General features: G+C 40.6%; 23 protein-coding genes. 16 read left to right on the top strand and 7 right to left on the bottom strand.

What is annotated here, in order from left to right:
* Window positions 1–729, top strand: a complete 729-nt coding sequence (locus ABIC84_RS05585) for a (Fe-S)-binding protein (RefSeq protein WP_090525250.1) — start codon at window positions 1–3, stop codon at window positions 727–729.
* Between the two features lie 237 nt (window positions 730–966).
* On the opposite strand, the gene ABIC84_RS05580 is transcribed toward ABIC84_RS05585, so the two are convergent.
* Entirely contained in the window at window positions 967–1,575 is a 609-nt protein-coding gene (locus ABIC84_RS05580) for a hypothetical protein (RefSeq protein ID WP_429262923.1), read from the bottom strand.
* 491 nt (window positions 1,576–2,066) lie between these two features.
* On the opposite strand from ABIC84_RS05580, the gene mtaB reads away from it, so the two are divergent.
* The 5 genes from mtaB (at window position 2,067) to ABIC84_RS05555 (ending at window position 6,559) form a co-directional block, all read left to right on the top strand.
* A complete protein-coding gene (gene mtaB / locus ABIC84_RS05575) occupies window positions 2,067–3,386 on the top strand; it encodes a tRNA (N(6)-L-threonylcarbamoyladenosine(37)-C(2))-methylthiotransferase MtaB (protein ID WP_429262922.1) in 1,320 nt (439 codons plus the stop codon).
* A gap of 28 nt (window positions 3,387–3,414) precedes the next feature.
* The gene (locus ABIC84_RS05570) at window positions 3,415–4,584 is read left to right on the top strand and encodes a prolipoprotein diacylglyceryl transferase (protein ID WP_429262921.1); all 1,170 of its coding nucleotides are present in this window, start codon (window positions 3,415–3,417) and stop codon (window positions 4,582–4,584) included.
* Window positions 4,577–5,065 (top strand): GtrA family protein, encoded by a 489-nt coding sequence (locus tag ABIC84_RS05565; RefSeq protein WP_426588552.1) that lies wholly within the window; start codon window positions 4,577–4,579, stop codon window positions 5,063–5,065. Before ABIC84_RS05570 ends, ABIC84_RS05565 begins: the two co-directional genes overlap by 8 nt.
* On the top strand, window positions 5,031–5,822 hold the full coding sequence (locus ABIC84_RS05560; RefSeq protein ID WP_426588550.1) for an inositol monophosphatase family protein: 792 nt from the start codon (window positions 5,031–5,033) through the stop codon (window positions 5,820–5,822). The genes ABIC84_RS05565 and ABIC84_RS05560 overlap by 35 nt, the downstream gene beginning before the upstream one ends.
* Window positions 5,823–5,935: 113 nt before the next feature.
* Complete coding sequence (locus ABIC84_RS05555; RefSeq protein ID WP_426588548.1) at window positions 5,936–6,559, top strand: hypothetical protein; 624 nt, start codon at window positions 5,936–5,938, stop codon at window positions 6,557–6,559.
* 148 nt (window positions 6,560–6,707) lie between these two features.
* Here ABIC84_RS05555 and ABIC84_RS05550 read toward each other — a convergent pair whose 3' ends face one another.
* Together ABIC84_RS05550 and purB are read right to left on the bottom strand one after the other, a co-directional pair.
* Entirely contained in the window at window positions 6,708–7,259 is a 552-nt protein-coding gene (locus tag ABIC84_RS05550) for a NifU family protein (protein WP_426588546.1), read from the bottom strand.
* A gap of 207 nt (window positions 7,260–7,466) precedes the next feature.
* On the bottom strand, window positions 7,467–8,810 hold the full coding sequence (gene purB / locus ABIC84_RS05545) for an adenylosuccinate lyase (protein ID WP_429263052.1): 1,344 nt from the start codon (window positions 8,808–8,810) through the stop codon (window positions 7,467–7,469).
* Between the two features lie 211 nt (window positions 8,811–9,021).
* On the opposite strand from purB, the gene ABIC84_RS05540 reads away from it, so the two are divergent.
* The 5 genes from ABIC84_RS05540 to ABIC84_RS05520 all read left to right on the top strand — a co-directional run bounded on the left by ABIC84_RS05540 (window position 9,022) and on the right by ABIC84_RS05520 (window position 16,282).
* Complete coding sequence (locus tag ABIC84_RS05540) at window positions 9,022–9,633, top strand: TetR/AcrR family transcriptional regulator (RefSeq protein ID WP_426588542.1); 612 nt, start codon at window positions 9,022–9,024, stop codon at window positions 9,631–9,633.
* An 83-nt stretch (window positions 9,634–9,716) separates the two neighbouring features.
* Window positions 9,717–11,066, top strand: coding sequence for a TolC family protein (locus ABIC84_RS05535; protein ID WP_426588540.1), 1,350 nt, complete (start codon window positions 9,717–9,719; stop codon window positions 11,064–11,066).
* A 33-nt stretch (window positions 11,067–11,099) separates the two neighbouring features.
* A complete protein-coding gene (locus tag ABIC84_RS05530) occupies window positions 11,100–12,203 on the top strand; it encodes an efflux RND transporter periplasmic adaptor subunit (protein ID WP_429262920.1) in 1,104 nt (367 codons plus the stop codon).
* Window positions 12,204–12,228: 25 nt separating this feature from the next.
* Entirely contained in the window at window positions 12,229–15,651 is a 3,423-nt protein-coding gene (locus tag ABIC84_RS05525; protein ID WP_429262919.1) for an efflux RND transporter permease subunit, read from the top strand.
* Window positions 15,652–15,778: 127 nt separating this feature from the next.
* Window positions 15,779–16,282, top strand: a complete 504-nt coding sequence (locus ABIC84_RS05520; protein WP_429262918.1) for a DUF4126 family protein — start codon at window positions 15,779–15,781, stop codon at window positions 16,280–16,282.
* Here the strand turns inward: ABIC84_RS05520 and ABIC84_RS05515 are convergent.
* Window positions 16,261–17,388: a mechanosensitive ion channel family protein gene (locus tag ABIC84_RS05515; protein WP_426588533.1), complete on the bottom strand. Its 1,128-nt coding sequence runs from the start codon at window positions 17,386–17,388 to the stop codon at window positions 16,261–16,263. The genes ABIC84_RS05520 and ABIC84_RS05515 overlap by 22 nt on opposite strands.
* A 176-nt stretch (window positions 17,389–17,564) precedes the next feature.
* Here ABIC84_RS05515 and ABIC84_RS05510 point away from each other — a divergent pair, with 176 nt between their 5' ends.
* Entirely contained in the window at window positions 17,565–18,182 is a 618-nt protein-coding gene (locus ABIC84_RS05510) for a TetR/AcrR family transcriptional regulator (protein WP_429262917.1), read from the top strand.
* Between the two features lie 220 nt (window positions 18,183–18,402).
* Here the strand turns inward: ABIC84_RS05510 and ABIC84_RS05505 are convergent, their stop codons facing one another.
* From ABIC84_RS05505 to ABIC84_RS05495, 3 genes are all read right to left on the bottom strand, one after another.
* Window positions 18,403–18,816 (bottom strand): OsmC family protein, encoded by a 414-nt coding sequence (locus ABIC84_RS05505; RefSeq protein ID WP_429262916.1) that lies wholly within the window; start codon window positions 18,814–18,816, stop codon window positions 18,403–18,405.
* Window positions 18,817–18,941: 125 nt separating this feature from the next.
* Window positions 18,942–19,313, bottom strand: a complete 372-nt coding sequence (locus ABIC84_RS05500) for a hypothetical protein (RefSeq protein WP_429262915.1) — start codon at window positions 19,311–19,313, stop codon at window positions 18,942–18,944.
* Window positions 19,314–19,430: 117 nt separating this feature from the next.
* Window positions 19,431–20,678, bottom strand: a complete 1,248-nt coding sequence (locus ABIC84_RS05495; protein WP_429262914.1) for a nucleoside recognition domain-containing protein — start codon at window positions 20,676–20,678, stop codon at window positions 19,431–19,433.
* An 84-nt stretch (window positions 20,679–20,762) separates the two neighbouring features.
* Between ABIC84_RS05495 and ABIC84_RS05490 the strand changes: the two genes are divergently transcribed.
* The 4 genes from ABIC84_RS05490 to ABIC84_RS05475 all read left to right on the top strand — a co-directional run bounded on the left by ABIC84_RS05490 (window position 20,763) and on the right by ABIC84_RS05475 (window position 22,991).
* Window positions 20,763–21,197, top strand: a complete 435-nt coding sequence (locus ABIC84_RS05490; protein ID WP_429262913.1) for a DinB family protein — start codon at window positions 20,763–20,765, stop codon at window positions 21,195–21,197.
* A complete protein-coding gene (locus tag ABIC84_RS05485) occupies window positions 21,197–21,613 on the top strand; it encodes a DUF3052 domain-containing protein (RefSeq protein WP_426588522.1) in 417 nt (138 codons plus the stop codon). The genes ABIC84_RS05490 and ABIC84_RS05485 overlap by 1 nt, the downstream gene beginning before the upstream one ends.
* An 80-nt stretch (window positions 21,614–21,693) precedes the next feature.
* Entirely contained in the window at window positions 21,694–22,122 is a 429-nt protein-coding gene (locus tag ABIC84_RS05480) for an OsmC family protein (protein ID WP_426588520.1), read from the top strand.
* A 29-nt stretch (window positions 22,123–22,151) separates the two neighbouring features.
* Window positions 22,152–22,991: a maleylpyruvate isomerase N-terminal domain-containing protein gene (locus ABIC84_RS05475; protein ID WP_426588518.1), complete on the top strand. Its 840-nt coding sequence runs from the start codon at window positions 22,152–22,154 to the stop codon at window positions 22,989–22,991.
* The last annotated feature ends 176 nt before the right edge of the window (window positions 22,992–23,167 follow it).

Genomic DNA, 23,167 nt, shown 5'->3' with positions numbered 1-23,167 from the left:
ATGAAGGTTGAGTTGTTCATACCGTGTTTTATAGATCAGTTGTTTCCGGCAACTGCTTTTAATACCGTAAAATTGTTGGAGAAAGCAGGCTGTAAGGTTAGTTATAACCCGGCGCAAACCTGCTGCGGTCAGCCGGCTTTTAATGCCGGTTTTTGGGATGATGCCAAAGAGGTGGGAAGCAAGTTTTTAAGCGATTTTTCGGAGGATAGCGTTATTGTTTCGCCCTCAGCTTCATGTACGGGCATGGTAAAGAATTATTACAACGACCTGTTTACCAACACAGCTGTACACAATAAATGCAGGGCTATTCAAGGGAATATCTACGAGCTATCAGACTTTTTGGTAAATATCCTGGAGTTTGATTATTTCGGCGCCGAACTTGATGGCAAGGCCGTTTATCATGATAGCTGTGCCGGTCTGCGCGAGTGCAAAATAAAGGATGAGCCACGCCAGTTGCTCTCCAAGGTACTTGGTCTCGAACTGCTTGACCTGAAAGACGGTGAAACCTGCTGCGGTTTCGGCGGTACATTTGCCGTTAAGTTTGATGGCATTTCAACCGCGATGGCGCAGCAAAAGGTTAATAATGCCCTTGATGTTGGTGCGGAATACATCATATCTACTGATGCCTCATGTTTAATGCACATGCAGGGGTACATCGATAAAAATAACCTGCCTATCCAAACCATGCACATTGCCGATGTTTTGGCTTTGGGCTGGGGGAATGTGTAGTTAGGTTTTTTATCAATCGTATTTAGACATCGTTTAAAATTGACGAATATCGTTTACAGATAGATAATGCTTCATTGCCGTTGGTTTTAACCAACGGGATAATGAGTAGCGATAAGAGGGCTTCAGCCCAAATCCGCTAATACAATTGGGCTAAAGCCAAGACTTCTTAGCTTTTTTACCGTCGGTTAAAATCAACGGCAATAAATATTTTTAGATAGTGTCCAAAAAGATACTATTTTACTTCCGCTCAATATCCAGAATAGCTCCTTCTTTCGCCATTTCTACAAGGAAGGGTTTGGCAATACCTTGCTGGGCGTTATCATAGGCGGTATCACCCTTTGCCGCGATATCATCAAGGCCATCTTCACGGTCTGATTCGTATTTGTTCAAGGCCAGGTAAACAGAATCGCCGGAAACCTTATTTACCCTGTAAAGGGTATAGTGATCGTTTTTAAGTTTGATATGAAATACATCGTTCTTTTGTGGCGATAAAACCCATTGGTTTACTTTTTTTGCTTTCTGCTTTTCGCTGATATAAAAAAATATCGAACCGATAACGATCAGGAAACAGCCGGCAAATGTCCACACCGGTATTATAGTTTGAGACTTTATATTATCATAGCTTAATTTGAGCGAGGCGGGCATTTCCTTGAGCTTCAAAACCTGCCTGCAATGGAGGCATTGGGATACGCCTGTTTTCCCTATCGGGAAAAACGGGATCCAGAAAATATGCGCCCAGCGTTGAAATACATTCATCTGTATACTATTGGCAGTATTGCAGTTAGGGCATTGGTCGGCAGTTATTTCAGATTTTAACAGTTTGGCTTTGATACCGTATATAATCATGATATGGGTGGTTTAGGATGCATATTTTATCCGCATTGAAAATAGGTAAATTACCGGGATTATAAAAACGAGGCTTAAAATGAAGGTTGGTTTATGGAAAAATTAAAGCAACAATGGTGGCAGTGTTTTGTCAGCGGGTATTGGCAATAGGCCCTGCAATTTCAAAAAAACATCAAAAAATTCGAAAAATAAATGTGCGTCCTTGAGGGATGAATTTATACTCCTTAAAGTTTTATTTATTGATAATCAAGTATTTATTGGTGTTTCGGGTAAAATATTAAAGCTTTGATTATCAATGTGTTTCATAAAAATCATGTTTTGCGTTTCACTCTCAAAAAATGGGACATTTAAAAAAAGCGGCGAAAGCAAAACCAATTTTATTTTGGGAATGGCGATTTTGGGACACCCATAATTTTACAATTACTTTTTACCTTGAAGTGAAATTGCTGAAATAGGCATTTCTTTAAAAAACATTATCTTTGCCGATTGAAATGAACAAGAAAGTCGCTTTTTACACTTTAGGCTGCAAGCTGAATTATTCAGAGACCTCATCTATTGGTCGGCTGTTTAACCAGGCCGGTTATGATACGGTGAATTTTACCGAAACACCGGATGTTTTTGTGATCAATACCTGCTCGGTAACTGATAATGCCGATAAAAAGTGTAAGAAGATTGTTAAAGAGGCCCTTAAGATTTCGCCTAACGCCTATGTAACTATAGTAGGATGTTACGCGCAACTAAAACCACAGGAAATTGCCGAAATCCCCGGCGTAGACATGGTGCTTGGCGCCGCCGAAAAATTCCAGATAGTTGACCATATTACCGACTTAACCAAAAGACCAAAGGCATTGGTGCTTAATCAGCCGGTTTCTGAAGCTAATGAGTTTGTTCCGGCCTATTCCTTCGGCGACCGTACCCGTACTTTCCTGAAAGTGCAGGATGGCTGCGATTATTCCTGTACGTTTTGTACCATTCCACTGGCCCGCGGCGCAAGCAGGAGCGATACCATTGAAAACGTTGTTGCTCAGGCAAAGCAAATTGCTGAGTCGGGCGTAAAGGAAATTGTACTTACCGGCGTAAACCTGGGTGATTTCGGGATCCGGAACGGTAAACGCGAAGATAAGTTTTTTGATTTGGTTAAGGCGCTTGATGAGGTAGAAGGTATTGACCGTTTCAGGATCTCATCTATCGAACCTAACCTGCTTACCGACGAGATCATCGCTTTTGTTGCAGCTTCCAAACGTTTCGTACCGCATTTTCATATCCCGCTGCAATCAGGTTCGGATAAGATCCTTGGCTTGATGCGTCGCCGTTATAAACGCGATCTTTACGTTAACCGTGTTGCCAAGATAAAAGAACTGATGCCCGATTGCTGCATTGGTGTAGACGTTATCGTTGGTTTTCCGGGCGAAACAAGGGAAGATTTTATCGATACCTATAACTTCCTCAACGAACTCAATATATCATACCTGCACGTATTTACTTATTCAGAAAGGGAAAATACGCTGGCAGCCCAAATGACTGGTGCTGTTCCCGGTTCTGCACGTGGGGAACGGAGTAAAATGTTGCACATCCTGTCGGATAAAAAGCGCCGTGCTTTTTATGAAAGCCAGCTTGGTAAAAATGAGGAAGTTTTATTTGAGGGCGATATTAAAGATGGCTTTATGCATGGCTTTACCCGTAATTATGTAAAGGTACGAACCAAGTATGATCCTGTACTGGTTAACGAGTTAAAAACGGTGCATCTAACAAATATTTCACCTGATGGTGATGTTGAAATAACAGAAGGCGAAGAAATATTAGTGCATTAAATTCTATATTCGCCTTAAAATATAACCTATGTTTCCAACGCTTACATCGTTACTGAAATACCTTTTTGGTTTTAATCTTCCTTTGCCTATACAAACCTTCGGCTTTTTTGTGGCGATAGCTTTTGTTGGCGCTTACTGGGCATTTGGCCAGGAGTTTAAACGCAAAGAAGCGTTGGGCGTAATCCATACTTTTAAAAAACGGGTTACTATAGGTTTGCCCGCTTCAAATACCGAATTGATAGGTAATGTTGTATTTGGCTTTGTTTTAGGCTATAAAATTGTTGATTGTATTCTCAATTATCAGGCTCTTATAGATAACCCGCAGGAGTTTTTGTTATCCCTGCGAGGCAACTGGATAGGTGGGATCCTTGGGGCTGCAGCATTTGCGTACTGGGCGTGGCAAGAGGCTCAAAAACAAAAGTTAGACAAACCGGTAACCAAAGATGTTGATGTGCACCCAAACGAATTGATGGGGAGTATATTATTATGGGCTGCGGTGTTTGGCTTTGCTGGTGCTAAACTGTTTAATGCACTGGAAAACTGGGGCGACTTTATGAAAGACCCGGTTGGCATGCTGATAGGCTTTAGTGGTTTAACCTTTTACGGTGGCCTGATTTGCGGCGGCGCGGCAGTACTCTATATTGCTAACAAACACGGCATTAAACCGCTGGATATGCTTGATATCGGTGGCCCGGGCATGATGCTGGCTTATGCCTTAGGCCGTATAGGCTGCCAGATGAGTGGAGATGGCGATTGGGGTATAGTTAACGTGGCACCGAAACCACATTGGTTAAGCTGGGCGCCCGATTGGATGTGGAGTTTTAAATTTCCGCATAACGTGAACGATGAAGGTGTACAGATGGTGAATTGTGTGGGCAAGTTTTGCCATGAGTTGCCATATCCGGTTTATCCAACCTCATTTTATGAGAGTGTAATTTGTTTATTACTGTTCTTTGTATTATGGAAAATAAGGCACAATTTTAAAGCTCCGGGTGTTTTGTTTGGTGTATATATGATATTAGCGGGCGTTGAGCGTTTTTTTATCGAACTCATCAGGGTTAATACCAAATATGTTGTTGCCGGTGTTTCATTTACTCAGGCCGAGATGATCTCTGTGATCATGGTTTTAGGTGGCATTGCACTTATCGTAACAGGATTAAACAAAGAAAAGAAAGCACCGGGCACAACAAATGGCTGATAGCAAATCAAAAGGCAGATTGATCAATAACCAGGTATTCAGATTTGTACTTTCGGCCGGGGCTGGTTTTTTGGTAGATGTTTCCGCATTTTACCTTTTTTATCATAACCTGCTTATTCAGCATACTTATCAGGTTTTCGGACTTACAGTTCGCAACTATACCGTTTCGCTGGCTCTATCATTTTTTATGGGCGTTGTAGTTAATTTTTTGATTACGCGCTATATGGTGTTCAATGAATCGAAATCGGCGCCCCGCAAACAGTTTTCGCGTTTTGTAACAGTGGCTATCATCGGCTTTTTCGCCAACTTATCTGTTGTGAAAATATTGATCCAGGCTTGCAGTTTTAACCCTACGGTAGCGCGGATCTCGGCGGCGCTAAGCCTGTTCTTCGCAAGTTTTTTTATCCATAAGGCTTTTTCATTTAGCCTTTCATTAAAACATAACCATGCAAACAGCGAACATCCTAAACCAGGTAATTGAAGTTTCAAAACAGGCAGGTGATTTCATCAGGCAGGAGCGTAAAGCGTTTGATCCTGATAAAATAGAATATAAAGGCCTCAACGATATGGTATCATATGTTGATAAAACCGCCGAAGAAACCATTGTAAAAGGCCTGAGCAAAATTTTGCCTGAGGCCGGTTTCATTACCGAAGAAAAAACAACCACTAAAATAGGCGAGCGTTACAACTGGATCATCGACCCGCTTGATGGTACTACCAATTTTATTCATGGCGTACCTGCATTTTCCGTAAGTATCGCTTTAAAGGAATATGATGAGCTGATAGCAGGTGTGATATATGAAATAAACCTTGATGAATGTTTCTATGCCTGGAAAGATTCGCCTTCATACCTGAACGGTAAAGAGATCAGTGTAAGTAAAAACAACACAATAGGCACCAGCTTATTGGCAACCGGGTTCCCATATTACGATTTTACCAAGCAGACCGCCTATATCGAATTGTTTACGGAACTGATGCGCAGCAGCCATGGCTTACGCCGTTTAGGTTCAGCCGCTGTTGATCTGGCCTATACAGCTTGCGGTCGTTTTGATGCTTTTTATGAGTACAACCTCAACGCCTGGGATGTTGCCGCCGGTATTGTAATTGTAAAACAAGCAGGAGGTGAAGTAGTGAACTTTAAGGGTGGCTTTGAGGTATTGGATACCCGGGAGTTACTGGCGACTAACGGGAAAATAACAGAGGAGATGTTGCAGGTGATAGGGAAGTATTTCAAATAGGCATCTAATCACGTTTCGGCATTCGTCGATGCGTCCAGCATTCCTTTATCACTTGTAATATAAATCTAAACTTGTTTTTTACATGGAAATAACAAGATCAAGTCACGATTGTTATGGAAGACAACAACGATTTTAAAGCGTTTCAAACCGAGGTCAGGTGGTTTGTGAAACCAGATTCGAATGTTCAGTTACAAAAAGGAGATGTAAGACTAAGTGTTGAATTTGAAGACACATTTCCCAAACTTACTTCATTAATAAAAAAGGCCAGAGTTACATTTGTTGATATTGAGGATGTAAGATATTTATTGTTGGCGTGGAATACCAAAGAAAACCTGATTTGTGGCTGGCTAAATGAAATAGAAGACCCTGAAACTTATTTTGTTGAAATGATTTCTGAGCATGAGTTACTTATAAGAATTATTGGTGGTATCAGGGAAGCTTTTAATCAGCCGGCGAATTCGTTTACCAACAATCAGAATTTCATGTTTTTGGGTACAGAATCGTCAAGAGGAATAGGAGACTATGACGACTATTACGAAACGATGTGTGATGATGAGAATTGTACCCCAATTAACTTTTCTGATTTTGTGGCATTTGCTGAAGAGGCAAATGGCTCTTTAAGCATGTATAATCCCCACAACGGCAATGTCTTTTTATTTTCACATGACCATGATTTTGATTGCGTGGAATTTATGGAGAGGCAACCGCAATACACATTCCATACCTTAAGGGGATAGACACATTTGTGGATTATGTTGAAGAGTTAGCAGCTCAATGGTTAAACATAATCAAATAGAATCCAAACAATTTGAAAATAAAAAGCCTCTCATTTTCATGAAAGGCTTTCGTGTAAGTAACAGGGCTCGAAACCCCCAATCAATAATATTATAACGCTTCAGAAACCACTTCAGTAACTTCAGGAACCATACGTTTAAGCAGGTTTTCGATACCGGCTTTAAGGGTTACGGTTGATGACGGGCAGCCGCTGCATGAACCGCGAAGCTCAACAGTTACAACACCCTCGTTAAATGAGCGGTAAGAAATAGCGCCGCCATCCTGCTCAACAGCCGGGCGAACGTAATCATGCAGGATCTGCTGAATTTTCACTTCGGTTTCAGTGCCTTCAAAGTTTCCGGCTTCAGCTTCTTCCTCTAACTGGATCTTTAACTCTGATTCGACGGCGCCTTTAACAAACTCTTTCATTATCGGCTCAACATCCGCCCAGTCGCTGCCTTCAGTTTTGGTAATGGTAACAAAATTGCTGGCAAAGAAAACACCATTTACAAACGAAAACTTGTACAGTTCCTTTGCAAAAGGTGAATGTTCGGCACTTTCCTTAGTAGGGTAGTCAACACTGCCATTAATAAGCAGTTTATTAACTATGAATTTCATAGTTGCCGGGTTCGGCGTTAATTCGGTATATACGTTGATGTTCATCGTCTCGTGTTTTTATTCAATCTAATTAACAAATTTAACTACCTTTTTTATTAAAAGCTACCCTAAACTTTGTTATGACATTTCTTTGATGTGACTTCCGATGTGCAGATGAGTAAATTTCAAATGTGCAGATTTCAGATGTGCAAATTGATAAGCATCAAAAAATCATAATATAATTTGCACATCTGCACATTTGAAATCTGCAGATTAAATACCAGTATAGTTCAACGGCGTTATCTTTTTGATCTCATCTTTAATAACATCACTTATATCTAACGTATCAACAAACTCGGCTATTGTGCTGGCGTTGATCTGCTGATTGGTGCGGGTAAGATCTTTCAGGGCTTCATATGGATTAGGGTAGCCCTCACGCCTTAATATGGTTTGGATGGCTTCAGCAACAACCGGCCAGTTAGCTTCCAGATCGGCATTAATGGCATCGGTATTCAATAACAGCTTGTTTAATCCCCTTACGGTTGATTTAATGGCGATCAATGTATGTGCAAAAGGTACACCGATGTTCCTTAATACGGTCGAGTCGGTAAGGTCGCGCTGTAACCTTGAAATTGGCAATTTGGCCGCAAGGTGCTCAAACAAAGCATTAGCGATGCCCAAGTTACCTTCCGAATTTTCAAAATCGATAGGGTTAACCTTATGCGGCATGGCCGATGAGCCAACTTCGCCCGCTTTGATCTTTTGTTTAAAGTAGTTCATGGATATGTAGGTCCACATATCACGGTCGAGATCAATCAGGATATTGTTAACGCGTTTCAATGCATCGCACTGAGCAGCAAAGTTATCATAGTGCTCAATCTGCGTGGTAAACTGTGAACGCTTTAATGCCAATATATTGTTCACGAAATTATTGCCGAATGCTTTCCAGTCGATGGCCGGGTAAGCAATATTATGCGCATTAAAGTTACCGGTAGCGCCGCCAAATTTGGCCGAATTTGGAATAGGTTTTAGCAGCTCAAGCTGGTTTTCCAAACGCTCAACAAAAACCAGGATCTCTTTGCCTAAACGGGTTGGCGAAGCCGGCTGGCCATGGGTATGCGCCAATAAGGGAACATTTTCCCACTCGGCAGCAAATGCTTTCAGGATATTAACCAGGTCATTAATGGCAGGATAGTAGCTGTTATTTAATGCCAGTTTAAAGGTATACGGGATAGCTGTGTTATTGATATCCTGAGAAGTAAGGCCAAAGTGAATAAACTCTTTGTAAGGTTCCAAACCTAATTTATCAAACTCTTTTTTAATGAAATATTCAACGGCTTTAACATCGTGATTTGTGGTTTTTTCAATCACTTTGATACTCTCAGCCTCATCTTCCGAAAAATTCCTGTAAATGTCGCGTAACTTTTCCGATAGATTTTTATCAAATGATTGTAACTGAGGTAGTGGGTATTCGGCCAGTGCTATGAAATATTCTATCTCAACAAATACACGGTACTTGATAAGGGCAAATTCTGAAAAGTATCCGGCAAGATCGGCGGTGGTGTTTCTATAACGGCCATCAATAGGCGAGATCGCTGAAAGTGAAGTAAGCGTCATATAATAAAAAGAGAGTGGGTAATAATTTTTTGCAAAGGTAATCATTTTTGAGGTGCCAGCGGCAGATTAAAAGCTTCACAATTAAACCACAGGATAATAAGCATTTATTAAATGGATTTTAAAAATAAACAAGTGTTTGTAATGGAAAAGTAAAAATGAATGGAAACTTTTTATTCAAAAAATGTTTCCTTAGTTTTGACCCGGAAAGTCAATGAGTCAAACAGAAAGAATTATAAAAGGTGCCGAGGAGCTGTTTTTAACTGCGGGAATTAAAAGTATCACCATGGATGATATTGCCAGGCATCTTGGTATGTCAAAAAAAACGATCTATCAATTTTTTAAGGACAAGAACGAGTTAGTTGTCGCGCTTACAAAAAAGAAACTAAAGGAAGACGAAGATCAGATGAATGACATCATCAACAGATCAAACAATGTAATTGAGGAGATGATCAACATGACTAAATGCTCGGAGGAAATATTTTCAAGGATCAACCCTATTGTAATCCACGACCTGCAAAAGTATCATTCTGAAGCCTGGGACGATTTTCAACAGTTCAAGGCCGGGGTGTTGATCCAAAAAATGGAAGAGCTTTTAATTAAAGGAATGGGACAGGGTTACATTCGTAAGGATATTGACGTAAAGATAATGGCACGCATGCGGGTTAACCAGGTAGAGTTGGGCTTTAATACTTCAATATTCCCTGTAGCAGAGTTTAGTCCCTGGAAAGTGCAAGTTCAGTTTTTAGATCATTTTAATTATGGCATTTGTACACTTGAGGGCTACAAGCTGCTTAATGAGTATAAGAATATTAATAATGAATAACATGCTGACACAGGGTTGTCACTAACTGCATGAAATTTGTATCAGCTTAAATGAAATCAAATCACTCAACCACAATATATATAATGAAATATTTATTTTACACGGCAACTGTGTTTTGTGCCATAGCCTTTAAAAGCTATGCGCAGGAAGCAGCGCCTAACACACAAACGTATAATTTTACGGTTCAGGACTGTGTTAATTATGCTTATGAGCATCAGAATACAGTTGTAAACTCGGCCCTCGATATCAAAAGTGCTGAATATAAGGTAAAGGAAACTACCGGGATCGGCTTGCCGCAAATCAGTGGTTCCGCTTCATTCCAGGATTATCTGAAAATACCAACCACTTTATTACCGGGCGAGTTTTTTGGTGCCCCGGGCACCTTCGTTCCGGTTAAGTTTGGTGTAAAATACCAATCTAACTTAGGTCTTAGTTTAAACCAGATCCTTTTTAACGGGAGTTATCTTGTTGGTTTAAAGGCTTCAAGGACGTATCGTGAGCTTTCACAGCGCAATTATACCCGCTCAAAGATTGAAGCCAATGTTGCGGTTACTAAAGCATATTACCAGGTTTTAGTAAGTGACGAACAAATAAAGTTGTACGACGCCAATATTGCCCAGTTGAAACAGCAGGTTGACCAAACTGTAGCCCAAAATAAGCAGGGTTTTGTTGAAAAGATTGATGTAGACCGCATTACGGTACAGTATAATAACCTGATAACCAACCGCGAAAATGTAATCCGCTCACTGGCACTGAACTATCAGATGCTGAAGTTTCAGATGGGGATGCCTGTTGATCAAAACCTTGTGTTGAAAGATAAACTAAGTGATGTTAGTCTTGATAACAATGTTGCAGAGTTAGCGGTAGATACAGGATTTTACCATAACCGCATAGAATACTCTTTACAGGAGACTCAGAAAAAGCTGAACGAGCTTGATCTGCAAAACAAAAAGTCAACTTATTTGCCAACATTAAGCGCTAATGGCAGCTATGCGGCGTCGTACCAGGATAATAATTTCAGCAAACTTTATAGCCAGGTTTTTCCTTCAAGTTATATCGGTTTAACGCTTAACGTTCCGATTTTCAGTGGCGGGCAAAGGCTTAACCAGGTAAGGCAGGCAAAAATTGAAGTGCAAAAGTCAACAAACGACCTGGTTAACCTTAAAAATACCATAAACCTTGATGCTAAGGTGGCAACCGTATCGTATATTAATGGTTTACAATCGCTTAATAATCAAAAACGTAACCAGCAGCTTGCTCAAGAGGTATTGCGTGTTTCAAAAATAAAATATCAGCAAGGCGTAGGCTCAAGCATCGAAGTTACGCAGGCCCAAACCAGCCTTGAAGATGCTGATAATAAATATATACAGGGCCTTTATGATGCCCTGGTTAGCAAAGTTGACCTTGACAAAGCTTACGGACGAATTAAATAACAACAACACTAAACTCACTATATAACAATGAAAATGAAAAAATTCATATACATACCTTTCCTGGTTTTACTGGCTGCATGCTCAGGTAAACCCAAAGATAAAAAGGCCGAACTGGCTGATCTGCAAAAGCAACAATCGGATCTCAATGCAAAGATTGTGAAGCTGCAGGCTGAAATGGGTACTACCGATTCGGCTAAAACCACGGATGTTAGTGTTACTGAAGTGAAGAATGGCAGCTTTACCAACTATGTACAGATCCAGGGTAAAATAGATGCGCAGGATAATGTTACGGCTTATCCGCAGGCACAAGCAATTATTACAGCTATTTATGTAAAGCCCGGCCAGCATGTAAGTAAAGGGCAGGTGTTAGCACAATTGGATAATAGTGTTATGCAACAAAATATAGCACAAGCTGAAGCACAGGTTAGCTTGAGTCAACAGTTGTTTGATCGTCAAAAGAACCTTTGGGATCAGAAAATTGGTACCGAAGTGCAATATCTGCAAGCTCAAACCGCATTACAAAGTAATCGGAAAGCTTTGGCTTCCTTAAAAAGACAATCGGGCTTATACCGCATTATATCGCCAATTTCTGGTACGGTAGATCAAATGGATCTGAAACTGGGGCAGGCTGCCACACCCGGCCAAACGGGGATCCGTATTGTAAATGCCGATGTGTTAAAAGTTAAGGCCGATGTTCCTGAATCATACGCAAGCAGTGTAAACACAGGTAACAATGTTAAAATATTGATTCCGGATGCTAAGGATTCATTAGTTACCAAGGTAACTTTTGCAGCTAAAGCTATCGATCCAACATCGCGCAGCTTTGGCGTGGAGGTCAAATTACCTCAGCGCAGCACACTTCGCCCTAATATGACTGCAATTTTAAAAATTGCTGATTATTCAAAAACAAATACCATAGCAGTACCGGTTAAAGCTATACAGAAATCAGAGAGTGGCGACCATGTTTTTGTAAATCAGAATGGTATTGCCAAGCAGGTAAATGTAAAATCGGGTGTTACCTATGGTGGCCAAACAGAGATATTATCAGGCTTAAAAGCCGGCGACCAGCTGGTTGTTGAAGGTGCAACTGAAATAGAGGACGGCGATAAGATCAAAGTTGTTCAGTCGGCCAATTAGTTATTAACCAATTGATCTGTTCATTATGAAAGATGTAAAAAAAGAATTTGGCCCTTCAAGCTGGGCCATTGATAACAAAACAGCCATTTATGTGCTCATGTTCCTGATCACTGCACTTGGCCTGATAAGTTATAATCGCCTGCCTAAGGAAAACTTTCCGGATATAGCGCAATCAAAAGTGTTTGTCACAACACAGTTTCTGGGGCAATCACCGCAGAATATTGAAAATTTGGTAACCAGGCAAATCGAAAAACGCCTGAAATCATTAAAAGGTTTAAAAAAGGTAACATCTAATTCAATTCAAAACGCTTCGGTAATTACTGCGGAGTTCAATGCTGATATTGATATAAAAGATGCGAAAACAGATGTTAAGGAAGCTGTTGATAAAGCGAAGCAGGACCTTCCGCAGGGGGATCCAAATCTTAAGGAATCAACCATTTCAGATATTAATGTGGCTGATATCCCTATCCTTTATATAAATATATCGGGTAATTACGACCTCAAAAAGCTTAAAGAATATGCAGACGCGTTAAAAGATGAAATAGAAGGATTTAAAGAAATCTCTAAAGTAGACGAGGTGGGCGCATTGACTCCAGAAATTCAAATAAATGTCGATATCAATAAAATGGCTGCGGCGCAGCTTACCTTTAATGATATTACTACAGCTGTAGGAAACGAAAATATATTAGCCTCTACGGGCACAGTGAAAACAGATGGAGTACGACGTACCATTGATATCAAGCAGGATTTTAAAAATGCTGATGAAGTAAAAGCAATGGTAATCAGGAACCCTAAAGGACAGCCAATATATCTTAGGGATATTGCGGAAGTGAAGGATTCATTTCTCGAGCAGGAAAGCTATGCTCGTTTGAAAACTAATGCCAACCCTAATTTTAAAAATGTAATTACTCTTAATGTAAGTAAAAGGGCGGGTGAAAACTTGATAGAAGCCTCAGACAAAATCAACGACCTGATCAAACTTAAGCAGAAGACAGTATTTCCCAAAGGATTAGATATTACAGTAACCGGGGATCAATCTGACAAAACCCGCACAACGTTAAACGACTTAATCAACACGATTGTTATTGGTTTTTTGCTGGTTACCGTTATCCTGATGTTTTTCATGGGCACAACCAATGCTATTTTCGTTGCGCTCTCGGTTCCATTGTCATGCTTCATAGCCTTTTTGGTGATGCCTGCTATTGGCTTTACGCTCAATATGATCGTGTTGTTCTCGTTTTTGCTGGCGCTGGGTATCGTGGTAGATGATGCTATTGTGGTGATAGAAAATACACACCGTATTTTTGCTAACGGAAAGGTTCCGATTAAGGAGGCCGCAAAAATGGCTGCAGGCGAGGTTTTCTTGCCAGTGTTTTCAGGGACCATGACCACTTTGGCTCCATTTATACCATTGGCATTCTGGAATAGTTTGATTGGCCATTTCATGTTTTTCTTGCCTATAACACTGATCATTACTTTGTTGGCCTCGTTGGTGGTAGCCTATATCTTTAACCCTGTATTTGCGGTTGATTTTATGAAACCTCATCATGATGGTGAGCATGATAACCCTAAGTTTGACAGGCCTACAAAAAGGGCTATGATATTTTTGGCCATCGCTGCGGTAATCGGTTACTTGATCAATATTGGTTTTGGCAACCTGATGGTGCTGATCATGGTATTATATCTGATCAATCATTTCTTCCTGCTGCGGATTATTGACAGATTTCAGAAAAACGCCTGGCCCAAATTTCAAAATTGGTATGCCAAATGGCTTGAACGCGCTGTTCGCAGACCTGTAACCGTTTTGGTAGGAACCATTGGCTTATTTGGTTTTGCTATTTTCCTGATGGCAGTACGAGGAAAGACTCCGGAGTTTTTTCCTTCCGGCGACCCTAACTTTGCATACGTCTATATTACTTTGCCTATCGGTACTGATCAAGCTTATACTAACGAAGTAACCAGGCAGATAGAAAAAAAGGTTGCAACAGTTGTTGAGCCTGATAAGGATATTGTGTCGTCAGTTATTTCAAATGTTACAAAGGGAGTAAATGATCCAACAGATGAAGACCAAAGTGACTACCAGAATAAAGGCAAAATAACAGTTGCTTTTGTTGAGTTTGGTAAGCGAAACGGAAAAGATACTAAAGCAATACTCAAACGTATACGTGAAGCTGTACAAGGTGTCCCTGGCGCTAAAATATCAGTAACCCAAGAAAATAGTGGCCCGCCTGTACAAAAGGATATAAGTATTGAAATTGTTGGTGATAATTTAGATACTTTGGTAGCGACAGGCACGCGACTGAAAAATTATTTAGCAAAACAGAATATTGCTGGTATCGAAAATCTTATTGCCGACGTGCAAAGTGATAAGCCTGAAATAGTATTTGATGTTGACCGTGAGCGTGCCAACAGGGAAGGAATATCGTCCGGGCAGATTACTGATAATTTGGCAACCGCTATTTTTGGAAAAAAAGCAGCTGATTTTAGAAATACTAAAGAGGATGATTATCAAATAAAAGTAAGAGCGCTCGAAGATCAGCGAGGCAGTATTGATGAGATCAAAAACTTAAAAATAACCTATCGCGATATGGCAATGAATGGAACAATACGCCAGGTGCCAATATCAGCTTTCACTGACGTACGTTATACAACTACGTACAGCAATATCAGGCGTAAACAGCAACGCAGGGTTTTAACACTTGGCTCAAATGTTATTAAGCCTAACAACCCTAATGATGTTAACGCCAATATTTTAAAAGCTATTAATAACTTCAAAAAGCCGGATAACGTTATCATACGCCAGGGTGGTGGCCAGGAAGACCAAATGGAAGCCATGAATTTCCTGCTTTCCGCCCTTGGTGTATCATTTGGGCTTATTCTTGTTATTTTAATGATCCAGTTTAACTCAATTGGTAAAACGCTTATTATTATCAGCGAGATCTTCTTTAGTATTATTGGTGTATTGCTGGGGGTTAGCGTATTTGGCATGACCATGTCTATCGTAATGACAGGTATCGGTATCATTGCGCTGGCAGGTGTGGTTGTTCGTAACGGGATCTTATTGGTTGAGTTTACCGATATGCTGTTGGAGCAGGGGGTAAGCATCCACGATGCGGTGGTTGAAGCCGGCCATACCCGTATGACGCCTGTATTGTTAACTGCAACTGCAGCTATTTTGGGTTTGATACCTTTGGCCGTTGGTTTTAATATTGATTTCGTGGGCTTGTTTACCCATTTTGCACCGCATATCCATTTTGGTGGTGATAACGTTGCTTTCTGGGGCCCATTAGCCTGGACAATGATCTTTGGTTTAGGTTTCGCTACCATCATTACGTTGATCCTTGTACCTTGTTTATACCTCATCCGCTATAATCTTAAAGCAAGGCTGTTCGGTAAAAAATCGGTTGAAACTAAACATGTGGAGGTATTGGAAACAGAAACAGTTTAAAATAAAGAGCCATTAGTAACACAAACAGCCGCGGTCGAAAGATTGCGGCTGTTTTGTTTTATGACAGTTTTTTAAATAAAACATAATAATGTATTTATGGTTCTTTATGCAAACGTTTATCACAGCCATGAAACTTGAAATATCAAAACCGCTTTGGCCGGTAATAGGCCTTGGTACATTAGCCGGTATGCGTACCTTATCTGCCCCTGTTGTAACAACGCATGTATTAAGTCATCATCCATCAAAGCAACTTGAAAAATCACCGCTAAGGTTCATGCAATCAACAACCGTGGCTGCTGTTTTAAAGATCTTATCGGTTACTGAAGTTATTGCGGATAAATTACCTTCAACTCCAAACCGTATAGAACCCACCGGGTTAGCGGCAAGGGGGCTATCAGGTGCTTTGGCCGGTGCAAGTATTTATAAAGCTGTTGGCGGTGAAGCATTAACCGGAGCACTGATAGGAGGGGCAGTAGCAATAGCAGCCACCTACGGAAGCTACTTCCTGCGAAAAAACACAGTTAAGGCAAATCATATTGCCGACCCATTAATTGGCGCGATTGAAGATGCTTTGGTAATAGGATCGGGTTTTGGCTTAAGCAAGCTGATTTATGCCCCGGTTGCAGGCTGAACATATTTTTCAAGTTCTCCCAGGTTACTGATCTCGTTACGCGAGCGGGGCAGGCTGTCGGGATAATTCTTTTGAATAAAGGTTACCAGGTTTTCGCGGATATAGCAGCGGAGGTCAAATGCATCTGATGAGGTTCGGGAACTCATTAGTACCCTGATCTCGATAGTATGTTCTTTAACATCAGTTACCTGTACTACTTTAACCCGTTTATCCCATAAGTTTGATTTAACTATCAGGCGTTCAAATTCTTCGCGTATAGCATCAACCGGGACTGTGTGGTCCATGTACAAAAACACGGTACCCAGGATATCTGCCGACGTACGTGTCCAATTTTGGAAGGGCTTTTGAATAAAATAATTAATGGGCAGTATCAACCTCCGCTCGTCCCAGATCTTTAAAACCACGTAAGTGAGGGTGATCTCTTCCACGCGCCCCCATTCGCCCTCCACAACCAAAACATCATCAATACGGATTGGCTGTGTAAAAGCGATCTGGAAGCCTGCGAGTAAATTACCCAATGAGGTTTGCGCGGCAAAACCAACTATGATACCACCAATGCCAACGCCGGTAAGCAAACCCGTACCTATCTTGCGCATACTTTCAAAACTAAGCAGGATAATGGCTATAGTTAAAAAGATGATGGTTACTACAATGATCTTACGAATAAACTGGATCTGTGTCCGCACCTTACGTTCTTTAAGGTTATCTACTTTATTAAGATCATAAGCGTGATAAATATAATCTTCCAGGATCCGTACAGAACGTACAAGCAAGCCTGCAAATGATATGGTAAGCAAAATCTCGATAGTTTTATCGAAGGGCTGATAATAGAGTTTGTTCATCCTCATCAGCGGCGAAAACAGGTTGAGTATGAATAAGGGTATAAAATAAGCCACTGCCGGTCCAAGGTTTACGATTATTGATCGCAGGATAGAATAATCAGTATCCTTTCGCCGGGCATACACTTTAAATAACCTGGTTATGATAAATTTGGTAAAAAGGCCTATGAGTATCGCCGAAACGATAATGATTAGATTCCAGGCAACAGAGGGGATCTGTTGTGAAAACTCAAGCAAATCGGGCGGCAGTCTGGTTTCTATATCCATAATCACATGCTTCTTTCCCGTATAAAATAGTTGGAATGTAAAATTGTTTTAGCAAATGACCTGTGGGCGGGTGTTGCTACATTTATTTAATGAATTTTTGATAGTTTTGTTAAAAAAGTCAGGAAATCGATTGTATTGACTTGTTTGTTTACCTGTTTTTAAGCAAAATTTTTCACATGGCAGCAGCGAATGACCAGCAGGATATTAAAAGGGAGAAAATTTTAGAGGCCTCGCACCAGCGCTTTTTACATTACGGTTATTCTAAAACTACGATGAATGAAATAGCAGGTGATCTTTCCATGTCGAAAGCCCTGTTGTATTACTATTTTCCCGACAAAAGCCAGCTGTATATCGCTGTAATGCGTAAACTCGCCACCGATTATCTTAAAACGCTCGAAAACAGGCTAAATAGTTTTGCCAATTTAAAAGATGCTTTTACTTTCCAGGTAAATACCCATCACGAGTTTATTGTTAATAATTACAATTTTTTTGATTTTTTCAGGCTCAATGAGCAAAATCTTCCCGAGGCCATCTGGCAGATAGTTGGCGAGGTACACAGCGCCGAACTGGGCCTGTTAAGCAATGCTATTAAAACAGAGGTTGAAAAAGGCGTTATAAAGCCTGTGGAAAACCCTGAAGAAGTTGTTGATGTGTTGATAGACGCTTTACATGGCATCAGGGTTGGTGCCATATCTCAAAAGAAAACTAACTTCCCCCGTAAAGAGCATCTTGAAGAGATCCATACCAAGAAACTGCTCCTGCTTGATATTTTTATCAAAGGGTTGACGGCTTAAAGTCATTTGAAAGTATAAATAGGCTGTACTGTCAGTTAGCCGTCAAATGAACCATCTGTTGAGCACTGCGGCTATCATTTATAGGTACATTTGTACTTACAAATAATTTAATAGCCAGGTAATTACCTGTCCGTTTGGGTTATTTATAAAATACTTCTTTTTTAAGAGGTGATTGTTTTAGAGTGATTTAGCCTGCATAGCTTTTGCTGTGCGGGCTTTTTTATGCGTTGATATTTGTACTGACAGCTATATTGCCGGTCAATATTTTATGTACCGGGCATGCATTTGCTATTTTTAATAACCGATCTCTTTGTTCACTATTTACTTCGCCTCTAAAGCTTATTTTAGTTTCAATACGTGTACCAGTTAAAGTCTTAAACATTTCAACATCGGCTTTAATTTCTTCTATAGGCCACGTTTTGCGGTTGATGTACATACGTAGGGTGATCACAGTGCAGCTTGCAAGGCTCGCCAGTAACAAGCTAAACGGGTTCATGCCTGTATTACTGCCTTCGGCTTCAAGGGGTTCATCGGTTATAAGGCCATGCCCACCGCTGTTAACTACTGTTTGATATTGGGAGCGCCCTATAAGCGCAGTAGCTGTTTCTATCAACTCATTTCCGGTTTCTTCCATAAGGCGTTTAAATAGAGTATCGTTATTAATAAATTAAGCTTAGTCCTAAGGCATGAGTTCTAAGTATAGAAAAGCAAAAAAACAGATTGGCGACTTCCGACTCTATACTATCGACTTACCTTTCTTTATTCGGATGTTTCGTTAATATCAACCAGGTTCCAGTTCTTTTTCAGAAATTTGGGGCCGCCGTTATATTTCAGGATCACTTCAAAATTGGTACGGTTTGTTTCACCCTGGCTCTCTGTTGAAAGAACATACGATTTGATAATAAAAACTGAGTCGGCCTTTTTGCCAAATTGATATCTGTCATCAGGAAAAGAGATATTTCCCGAACGTATGGTTGGGATTACAAATTCCTTCGCAATTTTATAAGCATCATCGGCATTAGGCATTTTGCTAAATGAAAGCACCTCCGTAACCCCGCCAGATATGGCAAACTTTACCATAATAAAAATAAATACTACACCAGCGATGATAATGGCGTATACGCCTTTCATAGCGCGCTTTTTTTTTAGCTGCTTTTCTTTAAGATAAGTTTGAGTCATTAGTTTATAAAGGGTGCGATAAAATTAGCAATTAATTTGATGAATAAACACCCCTTTGTTAAGCGGTAATTATGGCTGATGGCCGAAGAACAAATAAGCAATAAAAATAGCCGCAATAACGCCGGCCAAATCGGCAATAAGTCCTGCCGGAATAGCATAACGCGATTTTTTAATACCCACCGAACCAAAGTATAAAGCAACGATGTAAAAAGTAGTATCGGCCGAACCGTTAAAGATCCCGGCAAGCCGCCCCGCAAATTTATCGACACCAAAATTTTGCATTACCGTTATCATCATACCTTTTGAGCCCGAACCGCTAAGTGGTTTTAAGTAAGCCACGGGCATAGCATCTACAAAGCGTGTATCTAAATTAAACTGAACACAAACCCAGCGTAAGCCTTCATTCATATAATCTAACGCGCCGCAATTCCTGAACACGCTGATCCCAACCAGCATAGCTACCAGATAGGGAATTATCTTTACTGAGGTTTCAAAGCCGCCTTTAGCGCCCTCTACAAAAACTTCAAATACGTTTACCTTTTTTATAAGGCCGCCCACAATAAATATTACCGGTATAGTAAACAGCATCACATTACTGATAACAGATGATACCGTACTGATCTGCTCTTTGGTTAGCTGGGTGGTAAAATACCATACCACCAACGTGATAAAAGCAGTTACACCGCCGAGCCAGGCAATAATAACCCTGTCAAAAAGGTTGATCTTCTGTTTGATAGCTACCGCAATGAGGCCAACTACTGTGGCTACATAGGTGGCAATGATGCAGGGTAAAAACACTTCGGCGGGATCTTTCGAGTTGAGTATTGCCCTTTGCGCGATAATGGTAACCGGCAATAATTGCAGGCCCGATGTGTGCAGTACCAGGAACATGATCTGGGCATTTGAGGCAGTTTCTTTATCAGGATTAAGTTCCTGCAGGCTGCCCATAGCTTTTAAACCGAGCGGGGTAGCGGCATTATCAAGCCCCATTAAGTTAGCCGAAAAGTTCATCATCATTTGGCCCGTAGCCGGATGATCTTTAGGTACATCCGGGAATAACCGGCTAAAAAATGGTCTTACTATCCGCGATAAAAAGTTAATAGCACCTGCTTTTTCACCAATATTTAAAATGCCGAGCCAAAATGCCATTGAACCTATCAGCGGGAGAGCAATATCCATTACCGACGACTTGGACGAATTAAATAATCCTTCAACCAATAATTTGAAAGCTTCCGTATCGCCAAAAAAAACTAATTTTATGAGTGAAACTACAAATGCAATTACAAAAAAAGCTATCCAGATATAGTTAAGCGCCATAGTAATGTTTAAGGCTTTGAAGTTAGCGCTTTTGTAGTTTAATATGAAATGCTGATATTTTTATCCTACCCATAAAATAAATAAATGAACGATACAGTTAATAAACTCAACGGAATTATAAATAACGTAAAACAACTTAAAGGCCGGAATATTGACTGGGCTTACAAAGCATCTCCGGCTAAATGGTCAAAAAAAGAGGTGATCGGTCATTTGAAAGACAGCGCTCAAATTAACCTGCAGCGTTTTGTGCGCTGCACCTATGAAGAAAACTTCAGGCTTACCTATGAGCAGGTAGAGTGGGTTGCCGCTGCACGTTATCAAGATGCTGATATTAACGAATTAATAGATCTTTGGGCATTATTAAACCTGCAAATTGTACGGGTATTAACAAATTACCCGCCCGGCAGGTTAAGCGCACGTTGTGACAACAGCAAACAGGAACCTAACCTACAAACCGTTGAATGGCTTGCGGCCGATTATGTTGACCATATGTTGCATCACCTCAAAGATATACTGTAATGGCAGGTTATTCGGGCACTCCATTGGAAAAAAAGCTGGGTATAAAGGCTGGGGCAAAGCTTATGCTGATAAATGCACCCGCCTATTACCTTGATCTGTTTACAGACATGCCTCCTGATGTTTATTTTGCAGATGAAGGTTCGTTTGAGAATGATATAATTCATTTATTTAGTAAACGTGTTGATGAATACCGGGCTAAGCTGCCCGAACTGATGAATCAAATAAAACAGGATGGCATGATCTGGATATCATGGCCCAAAAAAGCTTCAAAAGTAGTTACTGATATTACGGAGGATCTGATCAGGAACTTCGCTTTGCAGATTGGTTTAGTTGATATCAAGGTTTGCGCGGTTGATGAAATTTGGTCGGGGTTAAAATTGGTTATACCTGTTAAGGACCGAAAATATACAGCATAGGTCATTTTTGGTTAAACAACGGTAGCGAGTTTTAGCATAAGCGCTTAATTGTATAACTTAGCGCAATAATACCTGATAATATGGCTCAGATTGAATTAAAACGTGTACATGGCGATTTTGGCTTTGAAGCTGTTGACGCCAACGGGCACACCGTAAAAATGGACAGCAGTCCGGAAAGTGGCGGCCAGGATTTTGGCATCCGCCCAATGCAGATGCTTTTAATGGGCCTTGCCGGCTGCTCGGCGATTGACGTGATCAGTATCCTGAAAAAACAGCGCCAGGAAATAACCGATTATAAAATGGTGGTTAACGGCGAACGTGAAGCAGGTAAAGAACCTTCATTGTGGGAAGATGTGGATATCGAATTTCATATCTACGGTAATGTTGAAGAAGATAAAGCCGTACGCGCGGCCGAACTTTCTATCAATAAATATTGCTCGGTTGCTGCAACACTTGCAAAAGCCGGTGCCGAAATTAAGTGGAAAGTAATTGTTCACCCTGCTGAATAATATATTTTATTACGCATTAAAAATATAAAATGGCGGAACAGGAAATACCTATTAAAATAGTTCACCTGTTCCCCCTTTTGGATAAAAAGCTAATAGAACTGCTTAGATCCTTATCAACCGACGACTGGAACAGGCCTACATTAGCAAAACTTTGGACAGTAAAAGATATTGCCGCTCATTTGCTTGATAGTAACATACGCGTCATTTCTTCGTCTCATCAATTCGCAGGCGATCCTCCTTCAAATCTCATTAATAACTATAGTGATTTAGTTGATTTTTTGAATGGATTAAACGCTACCTGGGTAAAAGCTATGAGGCGTGTAAGCCCGCAGTTGCTTACCGATCTTTTAGAAACTACAGGCAAACAATACAACCAAATGATGGCTGCTGCTGATTTGTTTGCGTCTGCACCATTTTCAGTAGCCTGGGCAGGTGAAGATAAATCTGTTAACTGGTTTCATATAGCCCGTGAATACACCGAAAAATTTCATCACCAACAACAGATCCGTGAAGCAGTAGGCAAACAAGGTATTCTAACTGCCGAATTGTTTTATCCCTGCATCGATACCTTTATGTGCGGACTGCCGCATGCATATCGTACGGTCAGCGCAAACACTGGTATGCTAATTCGAATTACTGTAACTGGCGAAGCCGGAGGTAACTGGTATCTGCTTAAAATGGCTGATGGCTGGACACTCACCAAAAATGCCGGATCTGTGCCGGATACTATAGTAACTTTATCGCCTGATATTGCCTGGAAGGTTTTCACCAAAGGCATCGATCCGCAAACGGCATTGGAGGCATCCAATATTAGCGGTAATATTAACCTGGGCGAAAACTTGTTTAATATGGTTGCTGTGATGGCTTAACAACCATTTTGTTTAATTACTCTTTAACTGTACAAAACTGTATTCTTTTTAACTCATTAACCAATTTATACAAAAAGTTAAGAATTTGGTTGTGATTGCCTGTTTAAAGCAACCTTAATCGCGTTATAAAAACATAAGCACTTGACTTAGTTAATCAGCATTTTATCTCAAATTTC

This window comes from Mucilaginibacter sp. 3215, from assembly GCF_050433785.1.
Lineage (GTDB): Bacteria > Bacteroidota > Bacteroidia > Sphingobacteriales > Sphingobacteriaceae > Mucilaginibacter.
This window is presented reverse-complemented; position numbering and strand designations above follow the sequence as displayed.

What these genes read in the sequence shown, in the direction of transcription:
- ABIC84_RS05585 (WP_090525250.1), top strand. Translation starts at nt 1, where the DNA reads ATGAAGGTTGAGTTGTTCATACCGTGTTTTATAGATCAGTTGTTTCCG.
- ABIC84_RS05580 (WP_429262923.1), bottom strand. Translation starts at nt 1,575, where the DNA reads ATGATTATATACGGTATCAAAGCCAAACTGTTAAAATCTGAAATAACT.
- mtaB (WP_429262922.1), top strand. Translation starts at nt 2,067, where the DNA reads ATGAACAAGAAAGTCGCTTTTTACACTTTAGGCTGCAAGCTGAATTAT.
- ABIC84_RS05570 (WP_429262921.1), top strand. Translation starts at nt 3,415, where the DNA reads ATGTTTCCAACGCTTACATCGTTACTGAAATACCTTTTTGGTTTTAAT.
- ABIC84_RS05565 (WP_426588552.1), top strand. Translation starts at nt 4,577, where the DNA reads ATGGCTGATAGCAAATCAAAAGGCAGATTGATCAATAACCAGGTATTC.
- ABIC84_RS05560 (WP_426588550.1), top strand. Translation starts at nt 5,031, where the DNA reads ATGCAAACAGCGAACATCCTAAACCAGGTAATTGAAGTTTCAAAACAG.
- ABIC84_RS05555 (WP_426588548.1), top strand. Translation starts at nt 5,936, where the DNA reads ATGGAAGACAACAACGATTTTAAAGCGTTTCAAACCGAGGTCAGGTGG.
- ABIC84_RS05550 (WP_426588546.1), bottom strand. Translation starts at nt 7,259, where the DNA reads ATGAACATCAACGTATATACCGAATTAACGCCGAACCCGGCAACTATG.
- purB (WP_429263052.1), bottom strand. Translation starts at nt 8,810, where the DNA reads ATGACGCTTACTTCACTTTCAGCGATCTCGCCTATTGATGGCCGTTAT.
- ABIC84_RS05540 (WP_426588542.1), top strand. Translation starts at nt 9,022, where the DNA reads ATGAGTCAAACAGAAAGAATTATAAAAGGTGCCGAGGAGCTGTTTTTA.
- ABIC84_RS05535 (WP_426588540.1), top strand. Translation starts at nt 9,717, where the DNA reads ATGAAATATTTATTTTACACGGCAACTGTGTTTTGTGCCATAGCCTTT.
- ABIC84_RS05530 (WP_429262920.1), top strand. Translation starts at nt 11,100, where the DNA reads ATGAAAAAATTCATATACATACCTTTCCTGGTTTTACTGGCTGCATGC.
- ABIC84_RS05525 (WP_429262919.1), top strand. Translation starts at nt 12,229, where the DNA reads ATGAAAGATGTAAAAAAAGAATTTGGCCCTTCAAGCTGGGCCATTGAT.
- ABIC84_RS05520 (WP_429262918.1), top strand. Translation starts at nt 15,779, where the DNA reads ATGAAACTTGAAATATCAAAACCGCTTTGGCCGGTAATAGGCCTTGGT.
- ABIC84_RS05515 (WP_426588533.1), bottom strand. Translation starts at nt 17,388, where the DNA reads ATGGATATAGAAACCAGACTGCCGCCCGATTTGCTTGAGTTTTCACAA.
- ABIC84_RS05510 (WP_429262917.1), top strand. Translation starts at nt 17,565, where the DNA reads ATGGCAGCAGCGAATGACCAGCAGGATATTAAAAGGGAGAAAATTTTA.
- ABIC84_RS05505 (WP_429262916.1), bottom strand. Translation starts at nt 18,816, where the DNA reads ATGGAAGAAACCGGAAATGAGTTGATAGAAACAGCTACTGCGCTTATA.
- ABIC84_RS05500 (WP_429262915.1), bottom strand. Translation starts at nt 19,313, where the DNA reads ATGAAAGGCGTATACGCCATTATCATCGCTGGTGTAGTATTTATTTTT.
- ABIC84_RS05495 (WP_429262914.1), bottom strand. Translation starts at nt 20,678, where the DNA reads ATGGCGCTTAACTATATCTGGATAGCTTTTTTTGTAATTGCATTTGTA.
- ABIC84_RS05490 (WP_429262913.1), top strand. Translation starts at nt 20,763, where the DNA reads ATGAACGATACAGTTAATAAACTCAACGGAATTATAAATAACGTAAAA.
- ABIC84_RS05485 (WP_426588522.1), top strand. Translation starts at nt 21,197, where the DNA reads ATGGCAGGTTATTCGGGCACTCCATTGGAAAAAAAGCTGGGTATAAAG.
- ABIC84_RS05480 (WP_426588520.1), top strand. Translation starts at nt 21,694, where the DNA reads ATGGCTCAGATTGAATTAAAACGTGTACATGGCGATTTTGGCTTTGAA.
- ABIC84_RS05475 (WP_426588518.1), top strand. Translation starts at nt 22,152, where the DNA reads ATGGCGGAACAGGAAATACCTATTAAAATAGTTCACCTGTTCCCCCTT.